This window comes from Amycolatopsis acididurans, from assembly GCF_012328925.1.
Classification (GTDB): Bacteria; Actinomycetota; Actinomycetes; order Mycobacteriales; family Pseudonocardiaceae; genus Amycolatopsis_E; species Amycolatopsis_E acididurans.
The window spans coordinates 203,278-219,907 of sequence record NZ_JAAXLS010000001.1; the positions used below are offsets into that span (position 1 = coordinate 203,278).

Sequence of the window (16,630 nt, forward strand, 5' to 3'; positions counted from 1 at the left end):
CGCCGCCTCCCCGTGTGGTACGTCTGCGTACCACGAACGATAGGCGCGACCCGCGAGACGGTCAAGCGAGCGCTGTGAAACGAGCCTTGCCCGTGAGGACGACGGGTGCGTGACCGCCGGTCCGGTGTGTGACCCGCGGACACGGCGGCACCGCCCGCGGGCCCGCGAACCCTAGGGACGCGGGATGTTGCGCAGGTTCGAGCGCGCCAGGTCGACCATCTTGCCGACCCCGCCGGTGAGCACGACCTTGCTCGCGGCCAGCATGAAGCCCTTGAGCTGGCCACCGGTGATATGCGGCGGGATGGACAGCGCGTTGGGATCGGTGACGACGTCGACCAGTGCGGGCCCGGGATGCGCGAACGCCTCGGCGAGCGCGTCGGCGACCCCCTGCGGTTCGGTGACGCGGATTCCGTGCAGGCCCGCGGCACGCGCGATCGCGGCGTAGTCCACGGCGGCGTGATCGGTCTGGTAGTCGGGCAGGCCGTCGACCAGCATCTCCAGCTTCACCATGCCGAGCGAGGAGTTGTTGAACACCACGATCTTCACCGGCAGATCGTGCAGCCGCACGGTGAGCAGTTCGCCCATGAGCATGCCGAGCCCGCCGTCACCGGACAGCGAGATCACCTGCCTGCCCGGGTGCGCGAGCTGCGCGCCGATCGCGTGCGGCAGCGCGTTGGCCATGCTGCCGTGCAGGAAGGACCCGATGACCCGGCGGCGCCCGTTCGGCGTGATGTAGCGCGCGGCCCACACGTTGCACATGCCGGTGTCGACGGTGAACACCGCGTCGTCGTCGGCGAGATCGTCCAGGACGTCGGCGGCGTACTCGGGGTGGATCGGCACGTGGCGTTCGACGTTGCGGGTGTAGGCGTCGACGACCTGCTCCAGCGAGCGCGCGTGCTCACGCAGCATGTCGTCCAGGAACGTGCGGTCGTCCTTCTGCTTGACCAAGGGCAGCACCGCGCGCAGCGTCTCCCGCACGTCGCCGTGCACACCGAGCTCCAGCGGCGTGCGCCGGCCGAGCCGGGAGGCGTCGTGGTCGATCTGGACGGTGTGCGCCTGCGGCAGGAAGCCGTCGTAGGGAAAGTCGGTGCCGACCAGGAGCAGCAGGTCGGCGTCATTCGTCGCGCGGTAGCAGGCACCGTAGCCGAGCAGGCCGCTCATCCCCACGTCGTAGGGATTGTCGAACTGGATCCATTCCTTGCCCCGCAAGGAATGCCCGATCGGCGAGTGCAGTCTGCCCGCCAGCTCCATGACCTCGGCGTGCGCGCCACGCACCCCGGCGCCGCAGAACAGCGTCACGCTGCTCGCCTCGTTGAGCTTGTGGGCCAGCGCGTCGATCTGCTCCGGCGGCGGCGTGACCGTGGCGCGCCCGGTGACGAACGAGCTCGTGCCCGCCGGGGCCGGGACGTCGAGATGCGCGACGTCGCCGGGCAGCACGATGACCGAGACCTCGCGGCGGGACAGCGCGTGCTGGATCGCGATGCGCGGCACTCTCGGCAGCTGCCCGGGCCGGGTGATCTGCTCGCAGTAGCCGCTGCAGTCGACGAACAGCCGCTCCGGATGGGTTTCCTGGAAGAACGACGTGCCCACCTGCGTGGCCGGGATGTGCGAGGCCAGCGCGAGCACCGGCACGCCCGAGCGCTGGGCGTCGTAAAGCCCCTGCAGCAGATGGGTGTTGCCGGGCCCGCAGCTGCCCGCGCACACCGCGAGCCGCCCGGTCAGCTCGGCCTCGGCGGCGGCCGCGAACGCGCCTGCCTCCTCGTTGCGCACGTGCACCCATTCGATGCCCTCGGTGCGGCGGATCGCGTCGACCACCGGGTTGAGACTGTCGCCCACCACCCCGTAAATGCGGGAGACCCCGGCCTGGACGAGTATCTGGACGAACTGCTCGGCGACGGTCTGTCGCGCCATACGGGCTGCCCCTCTCGCTGTCGCTGGCCTGAGCCGATTGTCACCGCCGGGGCCGGTTCCCGCAGGGTCTACGGCCGCCAGGCCCGCACCTCGGCCAGATACCGCTCCCGCGCCTGAGCGGTCACAAAGGACGATTCGAACGAGTTCGCGGCCAGCAGCCGCAGCTGGTCCTCGGACAGGCGCAGGGCCGCCAGGTTGGCGGTGACGTAGCCGCCGAAGTAGGCCGGATCGTCCGAATGCACCGAGACGTTGAGGCCTTCGGCGAGCATGGCGGGCAGTGGATGGTGCGCGATGTCCGGCACACAGCCCAGCCGCACGTTGGACAGCGGGCACACGGTCAGCGGCACCCGCTCCCGCCGTAGCCGTGCGACCAGATCGGGATCCTCCATCGCGCGGATGCCATGGTCCACGCGCCGCACGCCGAGAACGTCGAGCGCCTCGCGCACATAAGCGGGCGGGCCCTCCTCGCCCGCGTGCGCGACCGGTTCGAGGCCCAGCTTCCGTGCCGCGGCGAACACCGTCGCGAACTTCGACGGCGGATGCCCGATCTCGGCCGAGTCCAGCCCGACCCCGACGATGTCGTCGAGATGCGGTTCGGCCCGCCGCAGGGTCTCCTCGGCCGAATCGGCGGACTGGTCGCGCAGGAAGCACAGGATCAGCTTGGCCGAGACCTCCGGGAACTCGCCGATGGCTCCGGAAAGCCCTTCCACCACCGCGGACATCGGCACCCCGCGGGCGAGGTGGGCCTGCGGGTCGAAGAAGATCTCGGCGTGGCGCACGCCCTGCTCCGGGCAGCGCCGCAGGTACGCGGCCGCGAGATCGTGGAAATCGCGTGTGGTGCGCAGGACCGCCATGTTCGCGTAGTAGATGTCCAAAAAGGACTGGAGATCGGCGAACCGGTAACGCGCCCGCAGATCGTCGATATCGCGATAGGGCAGCGCCACGTCGTTGCGCCGGGCCAGCTCGAACACCATCTCGGGTTCGAGCGTGCCCTCGATGTGCAGGTGCAGCTCGGCCTTGGGCAGGACGGTCACGGTCGGAGACGCTACCGGCGCCTGCGGGTCCGGCGCATCGGCCCCTCGCCGTCCGGCAGCAGGGAAGGCTCGGCCGATCGGAGCAATCCGGCACCGGAAGCGAACGAACCGGACGGGTCCGGCGTGCACTACCTGAATCGGACGAAACGGGAGGGTGGGCGATGGGGCTGTTGTGGTGGCGCAAGAAGAAGGACGACAAGCCGTCCTCGCGGAAGAAGGCGCTGCGCGAACTGCGCGGCGCGCAGCGGGACATCCGCCGGGCCGAAGGCGGCCTGTCCCGCAACAGCCGAGACGGCGGCTGGAGTTCGGGCGGCGACACGGGCGGCTACTGACCCCGGACCGGGACGGCCACCCTGTTGCCACCCGGCACGCCTGCCCGTATCTTGGACCGCAATTGCTATCCGAACGGTCGGTCATTAAAGGGCAGTATGATGACGTCGGTCAACGTGGACGAGCACGTCGCCTCGTTCGAGGCGCTCGCGTCGGAGGCGTTCGCCCCGCTGCGGGTGCGGCCCCTGCGTGCGGGCGCTTTCGAGGGAACGATCCGCGCGGCGACCGCCGGTGACGTGGTGGTCACCCGCATCCGCTGCGCGCCCTGCCAGGTGCGGCGGCTGCCGCGCCTGATCAGCTCCACCGACCGGGACCTGGTCAAGGCGACCGTGGTGACCGCGGGGCGCGGGCAGGTCGAGCAGGACGGCCGCCGGTGCGTGCTTCGCCCCGGCGACCTGGTCAACTACGCCACCGACCGGCCGTACGAGCTGACCTTCACCGAGCCCTACGACATCACGGTGGTGGCCGTGCCGAAACCGCTGCTCGGCGCGCACGTCGACGGCCTCGCCGCCAGCACCGCGGTCGCCGTGCCCACCTCGCACGGGGTGCAGCGCGTCGTCGGCGGCTTCTTCCGCACCATCACCGACGTGCTCGGCGACGGCGCGGAGGGGTTCGCCGGGGACGCGGGACGGTATTTGACCGACGCGCTGGTGTCGATGGTGATCTCCGAGCTGACGGAGCTGCGGCCCCGGCACGGCGAGGATCTCGCGGACCGGATCCTGGCGCATTGCCTTGCCCGGCTGGGCGATCCGGAGCTCAGCGTCGAGTCGGTGGCCAGGGCGCACCACGTTTCGGTGCGTTATCTGCACAAGATGTTCCAGTCGCGGTCGCTGACGCTTTCGGCCTGGATCCGGCGCGAGCGGCTGATGCGGATCCGGCGGGATCTGGCCGACCCGGCGCTCGCCGAGCGCACGGTGGCCGCGATCGCGGCGAGGTGGGGCGTGCTCGACGCGACCCACCTCAGCCGCGCGCTGAAGGCCGAGTTCGGCCGGACCGCGGCTGAAATCCGGCGGACGGCGCGGTGACCGCACGCCGCCCGCCGGAGCCTGCTCAGGCCAGGCTGGTCCAGATGGACTTGACCTCGGTGAAGGCTTCGATGGCCTCCCAGCCCATCTCGCGGCCGAGGCCGGAGGACTTCATGCCGCCCCACGCGGCGCCCGCGTCCAGCAGCGGCGGCATGTTGATCCACACGGTGCCCGCCTTGACCTGGTGCGCTAGCCGGTTCGCGGTGCCGATGTCGCGCGACCAGATGTAGGCGGCCAGCCCGTAGTCGGTGTCGTTGGCGCGGACGGCCAGCTCCTCCGGGTCGTCGTAGGGCAGCACCGTCAGCACCGGGCCGAAGATCTCCTCACGGGCGATCCGCATGTCCTGCGTGACGTTGCCGAACACGGTCGGCCGGTAGAAGTAGCCGCCGGCCAGTTCGCCGTCGGCGCGGCTGCCGCCGGCGAGCAACTGCGCGCCCTCTTCCTTGCCGATGCGGACGTAGGAGTCGATCTGCTCGAGCTGCTCCAGCGACACGACCGGGCCCAGTTGCGCGGTCTCGTCCAGGCCGGAGCCCAGCGTCATCGAACCCGCGGCGCCGGCCATCTTCTCGGCGAACTCGTCGGAACGCTCGCGGTCGACGTAGAACCGGGTCGCGGCCGCGCAGACCTGGCCCGAGTTGAGCAGCCCGCTCATCAGATTGCCCTCGATGACGGCGTCGATGTCGGCGTCCGCGGCGATGATGCTGGGCGCCTTGCCGCCGAGTTCCAGCGACACCTTCTTCAGCGCCCGTCCCGCCTCGGCGGCGATCTCGCGGCCCACCGCGGTCGAGCCGGTGAACGAGATCTTCGCGATCTTCGGATGCCGCACCAGCGCCTTGCCCACCTCCGGGCCGCCGGTCACGACGTTGACCACACCGGCCGGAATTCCGGCCTGCTCAAGGACTTCCGCGAGCAGCAGGGTGGTCAGCGGGGTCTGCTCGGCAGGCTTGATCACCACGGTGTTGCCGGTGGCCAGTGCCGGGGCGAGCTTCCACACGAGAATCATCAGCGGGAAGTTCCACGGCGTGATCAGCCCGCAGACGCCCAGCGGCTCGCGGCGCGTGCGGTAGTCCACATCGGGCACCGACAGCGGGGCCGTGAGGCCGGTGATCTTGGTGACCCAGCCCGCGTAGTAGCGGAAGTGCTCGACGGCGTTGGGCACCGAGAATCCGGCGCTGATCGCCAGCGGCTGGCCCTGGTCGGTGGTCTCCAGCCGGGCGAACTCGTCGGCCCGCTGCTCCAGCAGGTCGGCCACCTTGAGCAGCAGGCGGGCCCGCTGCGCGGGCAGCATCGCGGCCCATTCGGCGAACGCGTCCGCGGCTGCGCCGACAGCGGCGTCCACATCGGACGGCGTGGCCGCCGGAAGTTCCGCGATCACCTCGCCGGTGGCGGGGTTGTGCGTGGGGAAGGTGGCGCTGCCGCCGGTCCACTTCCCGTTGATGTACATGTCAGTGCGCATGACTCGCTGCTCCTGGTCAGTCGAAGACGATGAGGCCGCGGATGTTGCGTCCGGCGTGCATGTCCTCGTAGGCCTCGGCGACCTGGTCGAGGGTGTAGGTCTTGGTGACGAGCTCGTCGAGCTTGAGCTGCCCGGCCTGGTACATGCGCAGCAGGTTCGGGATGTCGCGGCGCGGGTTGGACTCACCGAACAGCGAACCCTGCAGCCGCTTCTGCATCAGCGTCAGGTCGCCGAGCGCGATCGGGGCGCCCGCGGCGGTGATGTCGCCGAGCCCGGTCACCACCACGGTGCCCGCCTTGCGGATCGAGGCCAGCGCCTGCCCGACGTGCTCGCCCTGGACGACGCCGATGGTGACGATCGTGGCGTCGGCGCCTTGGCCGTTGGTGATCGAGCGGGCGTAGTCGGCGGCCTCGTCGATGGACGTGTAGAAGTGCGTGGCGCCGAACTTCTTGGCCCAGTCCCGCTTTCCGGCCACCGGGTCCACGGCGACGATCGTCGTGGCGCCCGCGTGCGCCGCGCCCTGCAGCGCGTTGGCGCCGATGCCGCCGATGCCCATGACGATCACGGTGTCGCCCGGCCGGATGCCCGCGGAGTTGACCGCCGAGCCCCAGCCGGTCGGCACGCCGCAGCCGATGAGCGCGGCGACCTTCAGCGGAATGTCCTTGCCGATCTTGACGACGGAGTCGACCGAGGCGGTGGTGTATTCGCTGAACGTCGAGATGCCGCACTGCTGACCGACCGGCCGGCCGTCGAGATGCATGCGGAAGCTCGCCGGGTCGTCGGCGCGCGCCCCGGTCAGCAGCGAGGCGCCGAGGTCGCACAGGTTGGACATGCCCCGCGCGCAGAACTCGCACTTGCCGCAGGCGGGCAGGAACGAGAAGACGACGTGATCGCCGACCTCGTAGCCGGGGGTGTCCGGGCCGACGGCGGTGACGACGCCCGCGCCCTCGTGGCCGCCCGCGTACGGGTAGACGCCGACGGGCACGTCGCCGGTCGCGACGTGGTCGTCGGAGTGGCACAGGCCGGACGCGGCGAGCTTGACGGTCACCTCGCCCTGGCGCGGATCGTCGAGTTCGACCTCGACCGTCTCGTACCGGCCGGGTGCCTCGCGGACGATCGAGGTTCGGGTGGTGATCGGCATTGATACCTCCAGGACAACTGCGTGTGGCCCTACTAGACCCGGGCCGGCGCGTCGTCCCTCACCAATCCGCGCACGGGTACTCGCCAATTCGCGCACCGTATAACGGCCTATACGACCGGCCTTGCGGGCTCAGCGGCTGGTGGCGCGCACGTGCAGCACCAACGCGGTCAACCCCAACGCGATGATCACGCCGCCGTACGCGATCGCGGTCGGGCGCAGGCCGGCGGCCGTCGTGGCGAAGCCCGCGATCACCGCGGGCACGCTGAGCGCCAGGTACGACACCAGATAACCGACCGCGAAGAGCGCGCCGCGTTCGGCGGGCCGGGCCAGTTGCGCCAGTGAGCCGAACATCGCGAGCGCGGACGCGCCGAACCCGACGCCGGCCAGCACCGTCCCGGCGATCCCGAGTGCCACGGCGCCGGCGGCGATGCCGGCCAGCGTCACGGCCGTGCCCCCGGCGAGCAGCGACGCCCCGGTGCGCAGCACCTGCCCGGTGGGCCGCTTGCGCAGGGCGAACGTCGTGACGGCGCCGGTGCCGCACAGCGCGGTGACCACGAGGCCGCCGATCAGGTGGCTGGACAGGCCGAACACGCTCGCCGCGACCGAGGGGCCGAGCGAGAGGTAGAGCCCGCCCAGTGCCCAGGCCGCGATCATGATCGGCACCAGTGCGTAGAACCCGGCGCGGGAGTACTCGGGCACGGCCAGCCGCGGGATGAGCGACGTGGCCGCGCCCGGGCGGCGGGCCGAGGTCTCCGGCATGGCCGCGACCGCGGCGGCGGCGACGACCGTGGCGGCCAGCAGCACGGCGTAGGTCAGATGCGTGGGGGCGGGGCCGTATTCGACGAGCACCCCGCAGCCGAGCGACCCCAGGGCCAGTCCGGCCGTCGGGGTGACGCCGTTGACGACCCCGGCGCGGCCGGATGCGTGGGGCGGGTCGAGGTCGACCAGCGCGGCGCCGAGCGTGGTGATGGCCGCGCCGGTGGCGATGCCCTGCAGCAGGCGGGCGAGGTAGAGCACGGCGACGTTCCCGGCGAGCAGGAACAGCACCAGCGAGACCGCTTCGAGCGCGATCGCGGCGGCGAGCACGGGACGGCGGCCGAGGTGATCGGACAGCCTGCCCAGGACCAGCAGCGCGGCGAGCAGGCCCAGCACGTACACCGCGAACACGGCGGTGAGCGTGGTCGCCGAGAAATGCCATTGCTGCTGGTAGACGACGTAGAGCGGGGACGGTGCGCTGGAGGCGGCGAGGAAGAGCACGATGACCGCCGCGACCGCACCGAAGGCGGTGGGGTGCGAGAGCCGTCGCGGGGCGGGATCGGCCACGATGGCGACGGGGGAGGACTCGGACAAGACCAGCTCCTTAAAGCAACGATCAATGCTTTAGGCCACCATAGCGCAAAAGCAACGATCGATGCGATAATGAGGACATGTCTGGGACAACGACGCAAGCCCGCCCAGGTGGGCGATCCGCGAGGGTGCGGGCGTCGGTGCACCGCGCGGTGCACGAACTGCTGGCCGAGGACTCCGCGGAGGCGCTGACCCTGCCGGCCGTCGCCGGTCGGGCCGGCGTGCATCCGACGACGCTGTACCGGCGGTGGGGTTCGGTGGCGGATCTGCTCAGTGACGTCGCGACCAGCCGGTTCAGCGGCGACATCGTGGTGCCCGACACCGGTTCGCTGCGCGGAGACCTCGAACGATGGGTCACCGACGTCGCCACGGACCTCGCGGACCCCGATTCGCTGGCGATCATCCGCGCCGCGGTCGGCTCCGGCCCGGAGGGTGGCTGTGCCTGCCTGACCGACCGCCACGCCCAGCTGGCGGCGATGCTCGACCGCGAACGCGCGCGGGGCGGCGAGGTGCCGGAGGTCTCTCGCGCCGCGGACGCGTTGCTCGGGCCGCTGTACTACCGCGCGGTGTTCACCGCTGAGCCGGTGGAGCCCGGCTGGGCCAAGGATCTGGTGGCGAGCCTGCTGCGCTGAGGTGTCCGGCGGCGGGGCCCCGTTGTCGAACGGCTGGACCGAACATGTTCGTCACGAACATGTTCGCTATGCTGGTTCGGTGACCCCACGTACCAGGCAGCCGGTGAGCCGGCGTGAGCGTCCGGCCAAGCCTGCGCTGAGCCGTGCCGGGATCGTCGAGGCGGCGCTCGGTGTGCTGCGGGCGGAGGGGCTGGAGAAGGTGACCATGCGCCGCCTGGCGCAGGAGCTGGACACCGGCCCCGCGTCCCTCTACGTCTACGTCGCCAGCACGGCCGAGCTGCACGCGGCCGTGCTGGACGAGCTGCTCGGCGAGGTCGAACTCGGCCGGCGCGGCGACGACTGGGCCGAGGCCCTGATCGCCGTGCTGGTGTCCTACACCGACGTCCTGTTCGCGCATCCGGCGCTGGCCGGCTCCGCCGTCAGCGCCCGGCCCAGCGGCCGGAACTACTTGCGGCTGCTGGAAAAGCTCCTCGCGCTGCTCGGCGAGGGCGGGGTGCCCGACGAGCAGGCCGCGTGGGGAGTGGACCTTCTGCTGCTGGCCGCCACCGCCGTCGCCGCCGAACATTCCGCACCCGCAGGCACCGAGGACTGGGACGCGACGAGGCAGGCCGTCGAAAACGCTCCGGCCGAGACCCACCCCAGGGTGCGCGCGCTGGCGGGGCCGCTGCTGTCCGGCTCCGCCGAGGAGCGTCTGACCTGGCATTTCCGCACGCTGATCAACGGAATACGCCACACGCCGGTACCGAAGGGGGAACCATTATGACCGTCCACCATCCGATCGTCATCGTCGGCGGCGGGCTCGGCGGCCTCACGCTCGCCCGTGTCCTGCACGTCAACGGCATCGACGCGCCCGTTTTCGAGCTGGAGGCCTCGCCGCAGGCCCGCACCCAGGGCGGCATGCTCGACATCCACGAGGAATCCGGCCAGGCCGCGCTGCGGGCCGCCCGCCTGCACGACGAGTTCCGGCGGCTCGTGCACACCGGCGGCGAGGCGCTGCACGTCGCCGACCCGCGGGGCGTGCTCGTGCTGACCGAGGAGGACGACGGCACCGGCGAGCGCCCCGAAATCGACCGCGGGCAGCTGCGAGACCTGCTGCTCGGCTCGCTGCCGCCCGGCGCCGTCCGCTGGGGCGGGAAACTCGCCGGCGTGCGCGCACTCGGCGGCGGCAGGCACGAGCTGAGCTTCGCCGACGGCGCCGTCGTCACCACCGGCCTGCTCGTCGGCGCCGACGGTGCCTGGTCGCGGGTGCGGCCGCTGGTCTCGGACGCCTCGCCCGGCTACACCGGGATTTCGTTCGTGGAAACCGATCTGCTCGAACCCGGCGCGCGGCATCCGGCGAGTGCGGCCCTGGTCGGCGACGGGATGTTCATCTGCCTCGGGCACGGCAAGGGCTTCCTCGGCCACCGCGAGTCCGACGGCAGCCTGCACATCTACACCGCGCTCAAGATCGACGAGGACTGGCTCGAGGGCATCGACTTCACCGACACCGAGACCGCGAAGAAGGCCGTCCTCGGCCACTTCGAGGGCTGGGACGGCGCGTTGCGCGCGTTCATCGCCGACGCCGACGGCCCGCTGGTGCCGCGCCGGATCAACGCGCTGCCGGTGGGACACCGCTGGGATCGCGTCCCGGGAGTGACCCTGCTCGGCGACGCCGCCCACCTGATGTCGCCGTTCGCGGGGGAGGGCGCGAACCTCGCGATGCTCGACGCCGCCCAGCTGGGCACGGCGCTCGCGGCCCACCCCGGCGACATCGAAACCGCGCTGGAGGCCTACGAGCAGGCGCTGTTCCCGCGCAGCGAGCGGTCCGCGGCCGAATCCGCCGCCAACCTCGAGATGATGTTCGGGGACAACGCGCTCGCGGCGCTGGTGGAGCAGTTCAGCGCGCGGTGAGAATGGGCCCGTTCGCGATCTGCCGGACCGGCTGACGACGATCAACGGGACTGGGGCAGCTTCGTCGTGCCCGGTCGCCGCCTGGGCGCCGAGGGCGGTGGCACCACGGGACCGATGTCGCCGTCCGGGGCCTGGTCCAGGTCCACGATCACCGGCGCGTGGTCGCTGGGCCCGGTGCCCTTGCGCGCGTGCCGGTCCACCCACGCGGCCCGCACGCGCGAGGCCACAGGAGCCGACGCGAGCACCAGGTCGATGCGCATCCCCAGATCCTGGTGGAACATCCCGGCGCGGTAGTCCCAGTAGGTGAACACGCGTTCGGCCGGCCAGCGATCGCGCACGACGTCGCGCAGGCCGAGGCCCAGCAGATCGCCGAGCGCGGCGCGTTCGGCCGGGGTCACGTGGGTGTGACCCTCGTACGCCGCGGGATCGAACACGTCGGCGTCGGCGGGTGCGATGTTCATGTCGCCGCACACGACCGCCGCGTCCGGCCCGACGCCCACGACGTCGCGCAACGCCGCCAGCCAGGCCAGTTTGTACCGGTAGTGCTCGGAGTCCGGGGTACGCCCGTTCGGCACGTACACCGAGTGCACCCGCACGCCGTCGCAGGTCGCGGCGACGGCGCGGGCCTCCGGATGCGGGAAGCCGGGCGCCCCAGCCAGCCCCGTCACCACGTCCTCCAGCCCCACCCTGGACAGGATCGCCACGCCGTTCCAGCGTCCCTCGCCGTGGGCGGCGACCTCGTACCCGCGCCGGGCCAGCTCGTCACCGAGCAGTTCGGCGAACGCGTCGTCGGCGAGCTTGGTCTCCTGCAGGCACACGACGTCGGGCCGCCGCTGGTCCAGCCACGGCAGCAACCGGGGCAGCCGCTGCTTGACGGAGTTCACGTTCCACGTCGTCACGCGCACGTTTTCACGGTAGCGCCCGATTGGCTTGCGAGCGCCAGAATGTGTGTTACCGTTGGTAACTGTAAACCTTGGTAACAGGCAATCGGGTGTCAGGAGCGAAGCCATGACCAGCGTCGACACGCACCGCGCGGACGCCGACCAGCCCGACCGTGAGTCGATGGCCCGCAGGCTGCTGGACTCGTCGGAGACGTTGTCCTACGACCCCGTGGCGGAGGTCGACTGGGACACCCCGCTCGACACGAGCTACCACGGGGCGAGCCCGGAGTGGAGCACGCTGTACGGCACGTCCTACTGGGACGACATGACGGCCGAGCAGCAGCGCGAGCTGACCCGCCAGGAGGCCGCGTCCGTCGCGAGCACCGGTATCTGGTTCGAGATGATCCTGCAGCAGATGGTGTTGCGCGACTTCTACGCCAAGGACCCGACCGACCCCGCGTTCCAGTGGGCGCTGACCGAGATCGCCGACGAGTGCCGGCACTCGATCATGTTCGCCCGCGGCGCGGCCAAGCTGCGCGCACCCGCCTACCGGCCGCGGCGGATCGCGGTCGAGCTGGGCCGCTTCTTCAAGAGCACCGCCACCGGCGAGGCGGCCTACGCGGCGATCCTCGTCGCCGAAGAGGTCCTCGACGTGATGCAGCGCGACTGGATGCGCGACGAGCGCGTGGTGCCGTTCGTGCGCACCATCAACAACATCCACGTGGTCGAGGAGTCGCGGCACATGAAGTTCGCCCGCGAGGAGACCCGTGAGCGGCTCAAGGGCGCGGGGCGGCTGCGCAAGCAGTACAACGCGCTCGTGGTGTCCATCGCCGCGTACTACATCGTGAGCAGCATGGTCAACCGCGACGTCTACGCCAACGCCGGACTCGACCCGGAGCGCGCCATCCGCGAGGCCAAGGCCAACGAGCACCACAAGTCGATGCTGCGGTCCAGCTGTGCGGGGCTGATGGAGTTCCTCGACTCCGCGGGCCTGCTGACCAAGGCGTCGATGCACTTCTACAAGCGCGCCAACCTCATCTGACGCCATGGCCTTCGCGATCACCCAGACCTGCTGCAACGACGCGTCGTGCGTCTCGGTGTGCCCGGTCAACTGCATTCATCCGACGCCGGACGAGCCCGACTTCGGCACCACCGAGATGCTCTACGTCGATCCGCGCACCTGCATCGACTGCGGCGCGTGCGCCGACGCGTGCCCGGTCGACGCGATCTTCCCGGTGGAAAGCCTCACCGGGCCACTGCGGGAGTACGCCGACCTCAACGCCGGCTACTACGCCGGACGGGATCCGCTGGCCGAGGCCGCCGATCCCGCGCCGAACTTCCACGCGTGGGGCCCGCCGGTGTTCACCCGCGTCATCCCGGGCGACTTCCCCGCGCCGGAGGTCGCCGTGGTCGGCACCGGGCCCGCCGGCATGTACGCCGTGCAGGACCTGCTGCTGCACACCAGCGCCACGGTCACGCTGATCGACCGGCTGCCCGTCGCGGGCGGTCTCGTGCGATACGGCGTCGCGCCGGATCACCCGTCCACGAAGAAGATCGGCGAGACGTTCGCGCGGTTCCACAACCACCCCCGGCTGCGCCTGCGGCTCGGCGTCGAGGTGGGCAGGGACGTCACGGTGGACGAACTGGCGGCGCAGCACGACGCGGTGATCTACGCCGTCGGTGCGTCCTCGGCGCGGCGGCTGGGTATCGCGGGCGAAGACCTGCCGGGCAGCCTCGCCGCCACCGACGTGGTGGCCTGGTACAACGGCCATCCCGACGTGGACCCGCGCTCGGTCGACCTGTCGGCGGAGCGGGTGGTCGTGGTGGGCAACGGGAACGTCGCGCTGGACGTGGCGCGGATCCTGACCACGGACCCGGCCTCGCTGGAAGGCACGTCGATCTCGCCGGAGGCGCTGGCGCTGCTGAAGTCGAGCAAGGTCCGCGAGGTCGTGCTGCTCGGGCGGCGCGGTCCGGACGCGGCCGCGTGCACCAGGCCCGAACTGCTCGCGCTCGCCCGGCACGAGGACATCGACCTCGTGGTCGACACGCACGACCCGCGCGTTGCCGAGACGATCGACGCCGCCGCCCCGGCGGACAAGGCGGGACTGCTCAAGGACGTGGTCCACGAGACCGTGGACTGGTCGGCCCCGCCGGCACACCAGCGGCGGCGCATCGTGCTGCGGTTCCACTCGGCGCCGCAGGAGATCCTCGGCGACGGCCAGGTGCGGGCGTTGCGCGTCAGCGGCTCCGGCGGCGACGTGGAGATCCCCGCGGGACAGGTGATCCGCGCGGTCGGTTACCGCGGCAAACCGGTGCCGGGACTGCCTTTCGACGACGATCGCGGTGTCGTGCCGAACTCCGCCGGGCGCGTCGAGGGACGGCCGGGAGCCTATGTCGTCGGGTGGATCAAACGAGGGCCCTCGGGCGGCATCGGCGCCAACAAGACGTGCGCCGAGGAAACCGTCGGCGCGCTGATCGACGATATCGTCGAGGGCCGGATCAGTGTCCGTGGAAAGCCTCGGCGAGCCACCAGGAGCCTCCGTCGTCGGTGATCTTCGCGTCGATCACGAGCGGGGCGTCGCGAGGGCCCTCGAGCCAGTCGCGCACCCCGGCCAGATCGGCGAGCGTGCGCACGGTCAGGCCCGTACAGCCGAAGCCGCGGGCGATCGCGGCGGCGTCGGTCGGCGGGAAGCGGACCGTGCTGTGGTCGCCGTCGAAGTGGTGCACCTCGGCGCCGTAGGCGGCGTCGTGGTAGACGATCACCACGAGCGGCAGGCGGAGCCGGACCGCGGTCTCCAGTTCCGCGAGCGCCATGTGGAACCCGCCGTCGCCCAGCGCGGCCACGCCCAGCCTGCCCGGCTGGGCCAGCGTCGCGCCGAGCGCGGTGGCCAGTCCCAGCCCGATCGACTGGAACGCCTGGGTGAAGCAGAAACCGAACTCGTCGGGCACCGACAGGTAGGCGCTGGGATAGCCCATGAAGTTGCCGGAATCGACCGACACCACGCGCTTGGCGGGCAGTATCCGGTCCAGTTCCGCGGTCAGCGTGCGGGGATCGACGCGGTCCACTGTGGACTCGTCGGTGTAGTCGGCCGCGGACCAGCGGCCCCGTTCGGCGATCCGGTCGCGGAGCTCGGGGGAGCGGTAGCCGGGTGACATCCGGTCGCCGAGGGCTGTGCGCACCGCGGCCGCGGTGGCCGCGCAGTCGCCGTGCACGCCCACGTCGACCGGCCGGTGCGCGCCGAGCGCGCCGCGCTCCACGTCGATCTGCGCGAGCCGCGCGCCGGGGCCGATCAGCTTGCCCTGCCGGGTGGTCCACCGGTTGAGCACGCAGCCCCAGCCCACGACGAGGTCCGCGTCCCGGATCAGCGAAGCGGCCAGCGGCGAGGAGAACCCGCCGGAAATGCCCAGCGACCACGGATCGTCGTGGAACAGCCCGTTGGCGACGGCGGAGGTCGCCAGCAGCGCGCCGCACGCATCCGCGAGCGCCCGGATCTCCCGCGCCGCCGCTCGCGCGCCGCGCCCGGCCACGAACACCGGGCGCTCGGCCGCGGCGATGAGCCCGGCGAGTGCCGCGACGTCGCCGGAACCGGGCCGTGGCAGGGAAGGCGGGCGCGCCTGCGGCACCTGGTCCGGCTCGGCGACCTGCGCCGACTGGACGTCCAGGGGCAGGTTCAGCACGACGGTGCGCCGTTCGTGCAGTGCCGTGGTGTAGGCGCGCACGGTGTCGGACACGGCCGTTTCGGGGCTCCACACGCGTTCGGGCACCGCGCCCACCGAGCGGGCCAGCGCGTCCTGGTCGATGCGGAAGTTGTTGAGCGGATCGGATGCCGGGGTGTCCGCGGTCAGCACGAGCAGCGGCGTGCGGCTCTTGGCGGCCTCGCCGATGCCGGTGACGGCGTTGGTGAGCCCGCAGCCCTGGTGCGTCGAGACGATCGCGACGCGCCCGCTCATCCGTGCGTACGCGTCGGCCGCCGTGGCCGCGCCGCCCTCGTGCCGCGTCGCGTAGAACCGCGCCCCGCCCGCGCGCAGGGCGTTGGTGACGTGGAAGTTCCCGCTGCCGACGACCCCGAACACCGGTCCGGCCCCGAGTCGCGCCAGCACCCGGCCGACGACCTCCGCGACGAGCACGTCAGCCCGCCCGTTCGACGAGCGCGTAGACCCTGGCCGGGCTGCCCGAACCGCCGACGATCGGCAGCGGCGAGACGACCAGCAGCGCACCGGTCGGCGGCAGCCGCACCAGGTTGCGCAACTGGGTCAGGCCGCATTTCCCGGCGCCGAGCAGCCGGTCGTGGCAGGGGAACATCGGTTCCAGCTCCGCGGCGCGCCCCGCGTCGGTGCCGACCGTTTCCACGCCGAAGCCGGCGATCGGGCTTTCGGCCAGCCACTGCGCGCAGTCCGGGGAGACGCCGGGCGTGTGGGACGCGCCGTCGCTGACGTTGAGGAACTCCTCCTGCTCGCCCGAGCGCGTGTCCCAGCCGGTCCGGTACAGCAGCCAGCCGCCCTCGGGCAGCGGACCGTGCTGCCCTTCCCACGCGCGCACGTCGTCGATGCCCAGCAGGAAGTCCGGGTCGGCGGCGACGCGTTCGGAGGCGTCCAGCACCACCGCCGGCGCGATCAGGGTGCCCAGCGGGATCTCGTCGACGCTGTGCCGGTCCTTGCCCGACAGCCAGTGGTTGGGTGCGTCGACGTGGGTGCCGACGTGCTCGCCGGTGTGGATGTCGTTCCAGTACCAGCGCGGGCCGCGCTCGTCGTAGCGGCTGATCTCCTCCAGGCGGAACGCCGTCGTGTTCGCGAACGGGGGTGGCAGCTGGAGCACGGGGGTGCTCGCGGACAGCGGCGCGGTCAGATCGACCACCTCGACGCGGCTCGTGGTCAGTGCGGCCATCAGGTCGGCGAGCACGGGCATTGCTGGCTCCTTCCGCGCGGTGTCAGGCGAAGGTATTGGATTTCCGGCGGCGAGCCAAGATCGACGGCCGCGCCGGG

15 protein-coding genes are annotated in these 16,630 nt (G+C 71.7%); 7 read left to right on the forward strand and 8 right to left on the reverse strand.

The annotated features are described in order from the left end of the window. Positions 1 to 171: 171 nt before the first annotated feature. Both HFP15_RS01020 and HFP15_RS01025 read right to left on the reverse strand, forming a co-directional pair. On the reverse strand, positions 172 to 1,911 hold the full coding sequence (locus tag HFP15_RS01020) for a pyruvate dehydrogenase (protein ID WP_168510376.1): 1,740 nt from the start codon (positions 1,909 to 1,911) through the stop codon (positions 172 to 174). A gap of 68 nt (positions 1,912 to 1,979) precedes the next feature. Next, a complete protein-coding gene (locus HFP15_RS01025) occupies positions 1,980 to 2,945 on the reverse strand; it encodes an adenosine deaminase (RefSeq protein ID WP_312871360.1) in 966 nt (321 codons plus the stop codon). Between the two features lie 161 nt (positions 2,946 to 3,106). Between HFP15_RS01025 and HFP15_RS42445 the strand changes: the two genes are divergently transcribed. Both HFP15_RS42445 and HFP15_RS01030 read left to right on the forward strand, forming a co-directional pair. Beyond that, the gene (locus tag HFP15_RS42445; RefSeq protein ID WP_246271247.1) at positions 3,107 to 3,277 is read left to right on the forward strand and encodes a hypothetical protein; all 171 of its coding nucleotides are present in this window, start codon (positions 3,107 to 3,109) and stop codon (positions 3,275 to 3,277) included. Positions 3,278 to 3,376: 99 nt separating this feature from the next. Continuing rightward, complete coding sequence (locus HFP15_RS01030; protein WP_168510380.1) at positions 3,377 to 4,300, forward strand: AraC-like ligand-binding domain-containing protein; 924 nt, start codon at positions 3,377 to 3,379, stop codon at positions 4,298 to 4,300. A gap of 25 nt (positions 4,301 to 4,325) precedes the next feature. Here HFP15_RS01030 and HFP15_RS01035 read toward each other — a convergent pair whose 3' ends face one another. From HFP15_RS01035 to HFP15_RS01045, 3 genes are all read right to left on the reverse strand, one after another. Beyond that, positions 4,326 to 5,756 carry an aldehyde dehydrogenase family protein gene (locus HFP15_RS01035; protein WP_168510382.1) on the reverse strand — a complete coding sequence of 477 codons (1,431 nt, stop codon included), beginning with the start codon at positions 5,754 to 5,756 and terminating at the stop codon, positions 4,326 to 4,328. A gap of 16 nt (positions 5,757 to 5,772) precedes the next feature. Beyond that, on the reverse strand, positions 5,773 to 6,897 hold the full coding sequence (locus HFP15_RS01040) for an NDMA-dependent alcohol dehydrogenase (RefSeq protein ID WP_168510384.1): 1,125 nt from the start codon (positions 6,895 to 6,897) through the stop codon (positions 5,773 to 5,775). Positions 6,898 to 7,026: 129 nt separating this feature from the next. Next, positions 7,027 to 8,247, reverse strand: coding sequence for an MFS transporter (locus HFP15_RS01045; RefSeq protein WP_168510386.1), 1,221 nt, complete (start codon positions 8,245 to 8,247; stop codon positions 7,027 to 7,029). Positions 8,248 to 8,324: 77 nt separating this feature from the next. Between HFP15_RS01045 and HFP15_RS01050 the strand changes: the two genes are divergently transcribed. From HFP15_RS01050 to HFP15_RS01060, 3 genes are all read left to right on the forward strand, one after another. After that, positions 8,325 to 8,876, forward strand: a complete 552-nt coding sequence (locus HFP15_RS01050) for a TetR/AcrR family transcriptional regulator (RefSeq protein ID WP_168510388.1) — start codon at positions 8,325 to 8,327, stop codon at positions 8,874 to 8,876. Between the two features lie 79 nt (positions 8,877 to 8,955). After that, positions 8,956 to 9,639, forward strand: coding sequence for a TetR/AcrR family transcriptional regulator (locus HFP15_RS01055; protein WP_312871361.1), 684 nt, complete (start codon positions 8,956 to 8,958; stop codon positions 9,637 to 9,639). Next, positions 9,636 to 10,766, forward strand: coding sequence for an FAD-dependent oxidoreductase (locus tag HFP15_RS01060; protein WP_168510390.1), 1,131 nt, complete (start codon positions 9,636 to 9,638; stop codon positions 10,764 to 10,766). The genes HFP15_RS01055 and HFP15_RS01060 overlap by 4 nt, the downstream gene beginning before the upstream one ends. Positions 10,767 to 10,807: 41 nt before the next feature. Here the strand turns inward: HFP15_RS01060 and HFP15_RS01065 are convergent, their stop codons facing one another. Beyond that, entirely contained in the window at positions 10,808 to 11,671 is an 864-nt protein-coding gene (locus HFP15_RS01065) for an exodeoxyribonuclease III (protein ID WP_312871362.1), read from the reverse strand. Between the two features lie 103 nt (positions 11,672 to 11,774). Here HFP15_RS01065 and HFP15_RS01070 point away from each other — a divergent pair, with 103 nt between their 5' ends. Further along, entirely contained in the window at positions 11,775 to 12,689 is a 915-nt protein-coding gene (locus tag HFP15_RS01070) for an AurF N-oxygenase family protein (RefSeq protein ID WP_168510392.1), read from the forward strand. A 4-nt stretch (positions 12,690 to 12,693) separates the two neighbouring features. Then, positions 12,694 to 14,199, forward strand: coding sequence for an FAD-dependent oxidoreductase (locus HFP15_RS01075; RefSeq protein ID WP_168510394.1), 1,506 nt, complete (start codon positions 12,694 to 12,696; stop codon positions 14,197 to 14,199). Here HFP15_RS01075 and HFP15_RS01080 read toward each other — a convergent pair. Both HFP15_RS01080 and HFP15_RS01085 read right to left on the reverse strand, forming a co-directional pair. Continuing rightward, positions 14,147 to 15,775 (reverse strand): thiamine pyrophosphate-binding protein, encoded by a 1,629-nt coding sequence (locus tag HFP15_RS01080; RefSeq protein WP_168510396.1) that lies wholly within the window; start codon positions 15,773 to 15,775, stop codon positions 14,147 to 14,149. The genes HFP15_RS01075 and HFP15_RS01080 overlap by 53 nt on opposite strands. Position 15,776: 1 nt before the next feature. Next, complete coding sequence (locus tag HFP15_RS01085) at positions 15,777 to 16,553, reverse strand: cyclase family protein (protein ID WP_168510398.1); 777 nt, start codon at positions 16,551 to 16,553, stop codon at positions 15,777 to 15,779. Between the last annotated feature and the right edge of the window lie 77 nt (positions 16,554 to 16,630).

Coding starts and splice junctions, on each gene's coding strand:
- HFP15_RS01035 (WP_168510382.1), bottom strand. CDS start 5,756: ATGCGCACTGACATGTACATCAACGGGAAGTGGACCGGCGGCAGCGCC.
- HFP15_RS01075 (WP_168510394.1), top strand. CDS start 12,694: ATGGCCTTCGCGATCACCCAGACCTGCTGCAACGACGCGTCGTGCGTC.
- HFP15_RS01020 (WP_168510376.1), bottom strand. CDS start 1,911: ATGGCGCGACAGACCGTCGCCGAGCAGTTCGTCCAGATACTCGTCCAG.
- HFP15_RS01060 (WP_168510390.1), top strand. CDS start 9,636: ATGACCGTCCACCATCCGATCGTCATCGTCGGCGGCGGGCTCGGCGGC.
- HFP15_RS01040 (WP_168510384.1), bottom strand. CDS start 6,897: ATGCCGATCACCACCCGAACCTCGATCGTCCGCGAGGCACCCGGCCGG.
- HFP15_RS01070 (WP_168510392.1), top strand. CDS start 11,775: ATGACCAGCGTCGACACGCACCGCGCGGACGCCGACCAGCCCGACCGT.
- HFP15_RS01085 (WP_168510398.1), bottom strand. CDS start 16,553: ATGCCCGTGCTCGCCGACCTGATGGCCGCACTGACCACGAGCCGCGTC.
- HFP15_RS42445 (WP_246271247.1), top strand. CDS start 3,107: ATGGGGCTGTTGTGGTGGCGCAAGAAGAAGGACGACAAGCCGTCCTCG.
- HFP15_RS01050 (WP_168510388.1), top strand. CDS start 8,325: ATGTCTGGGACAACGACGCAAGCCCGCCCAGGTGGGCGATCCGCGAGG.
- HFP15_RS01030 (WP_168510380.1), top strand. CDS start 3,377: ATGACGTCGGTCAACGTGGACGAGCACGTCGCCTCGTTCGAGGCGCTC.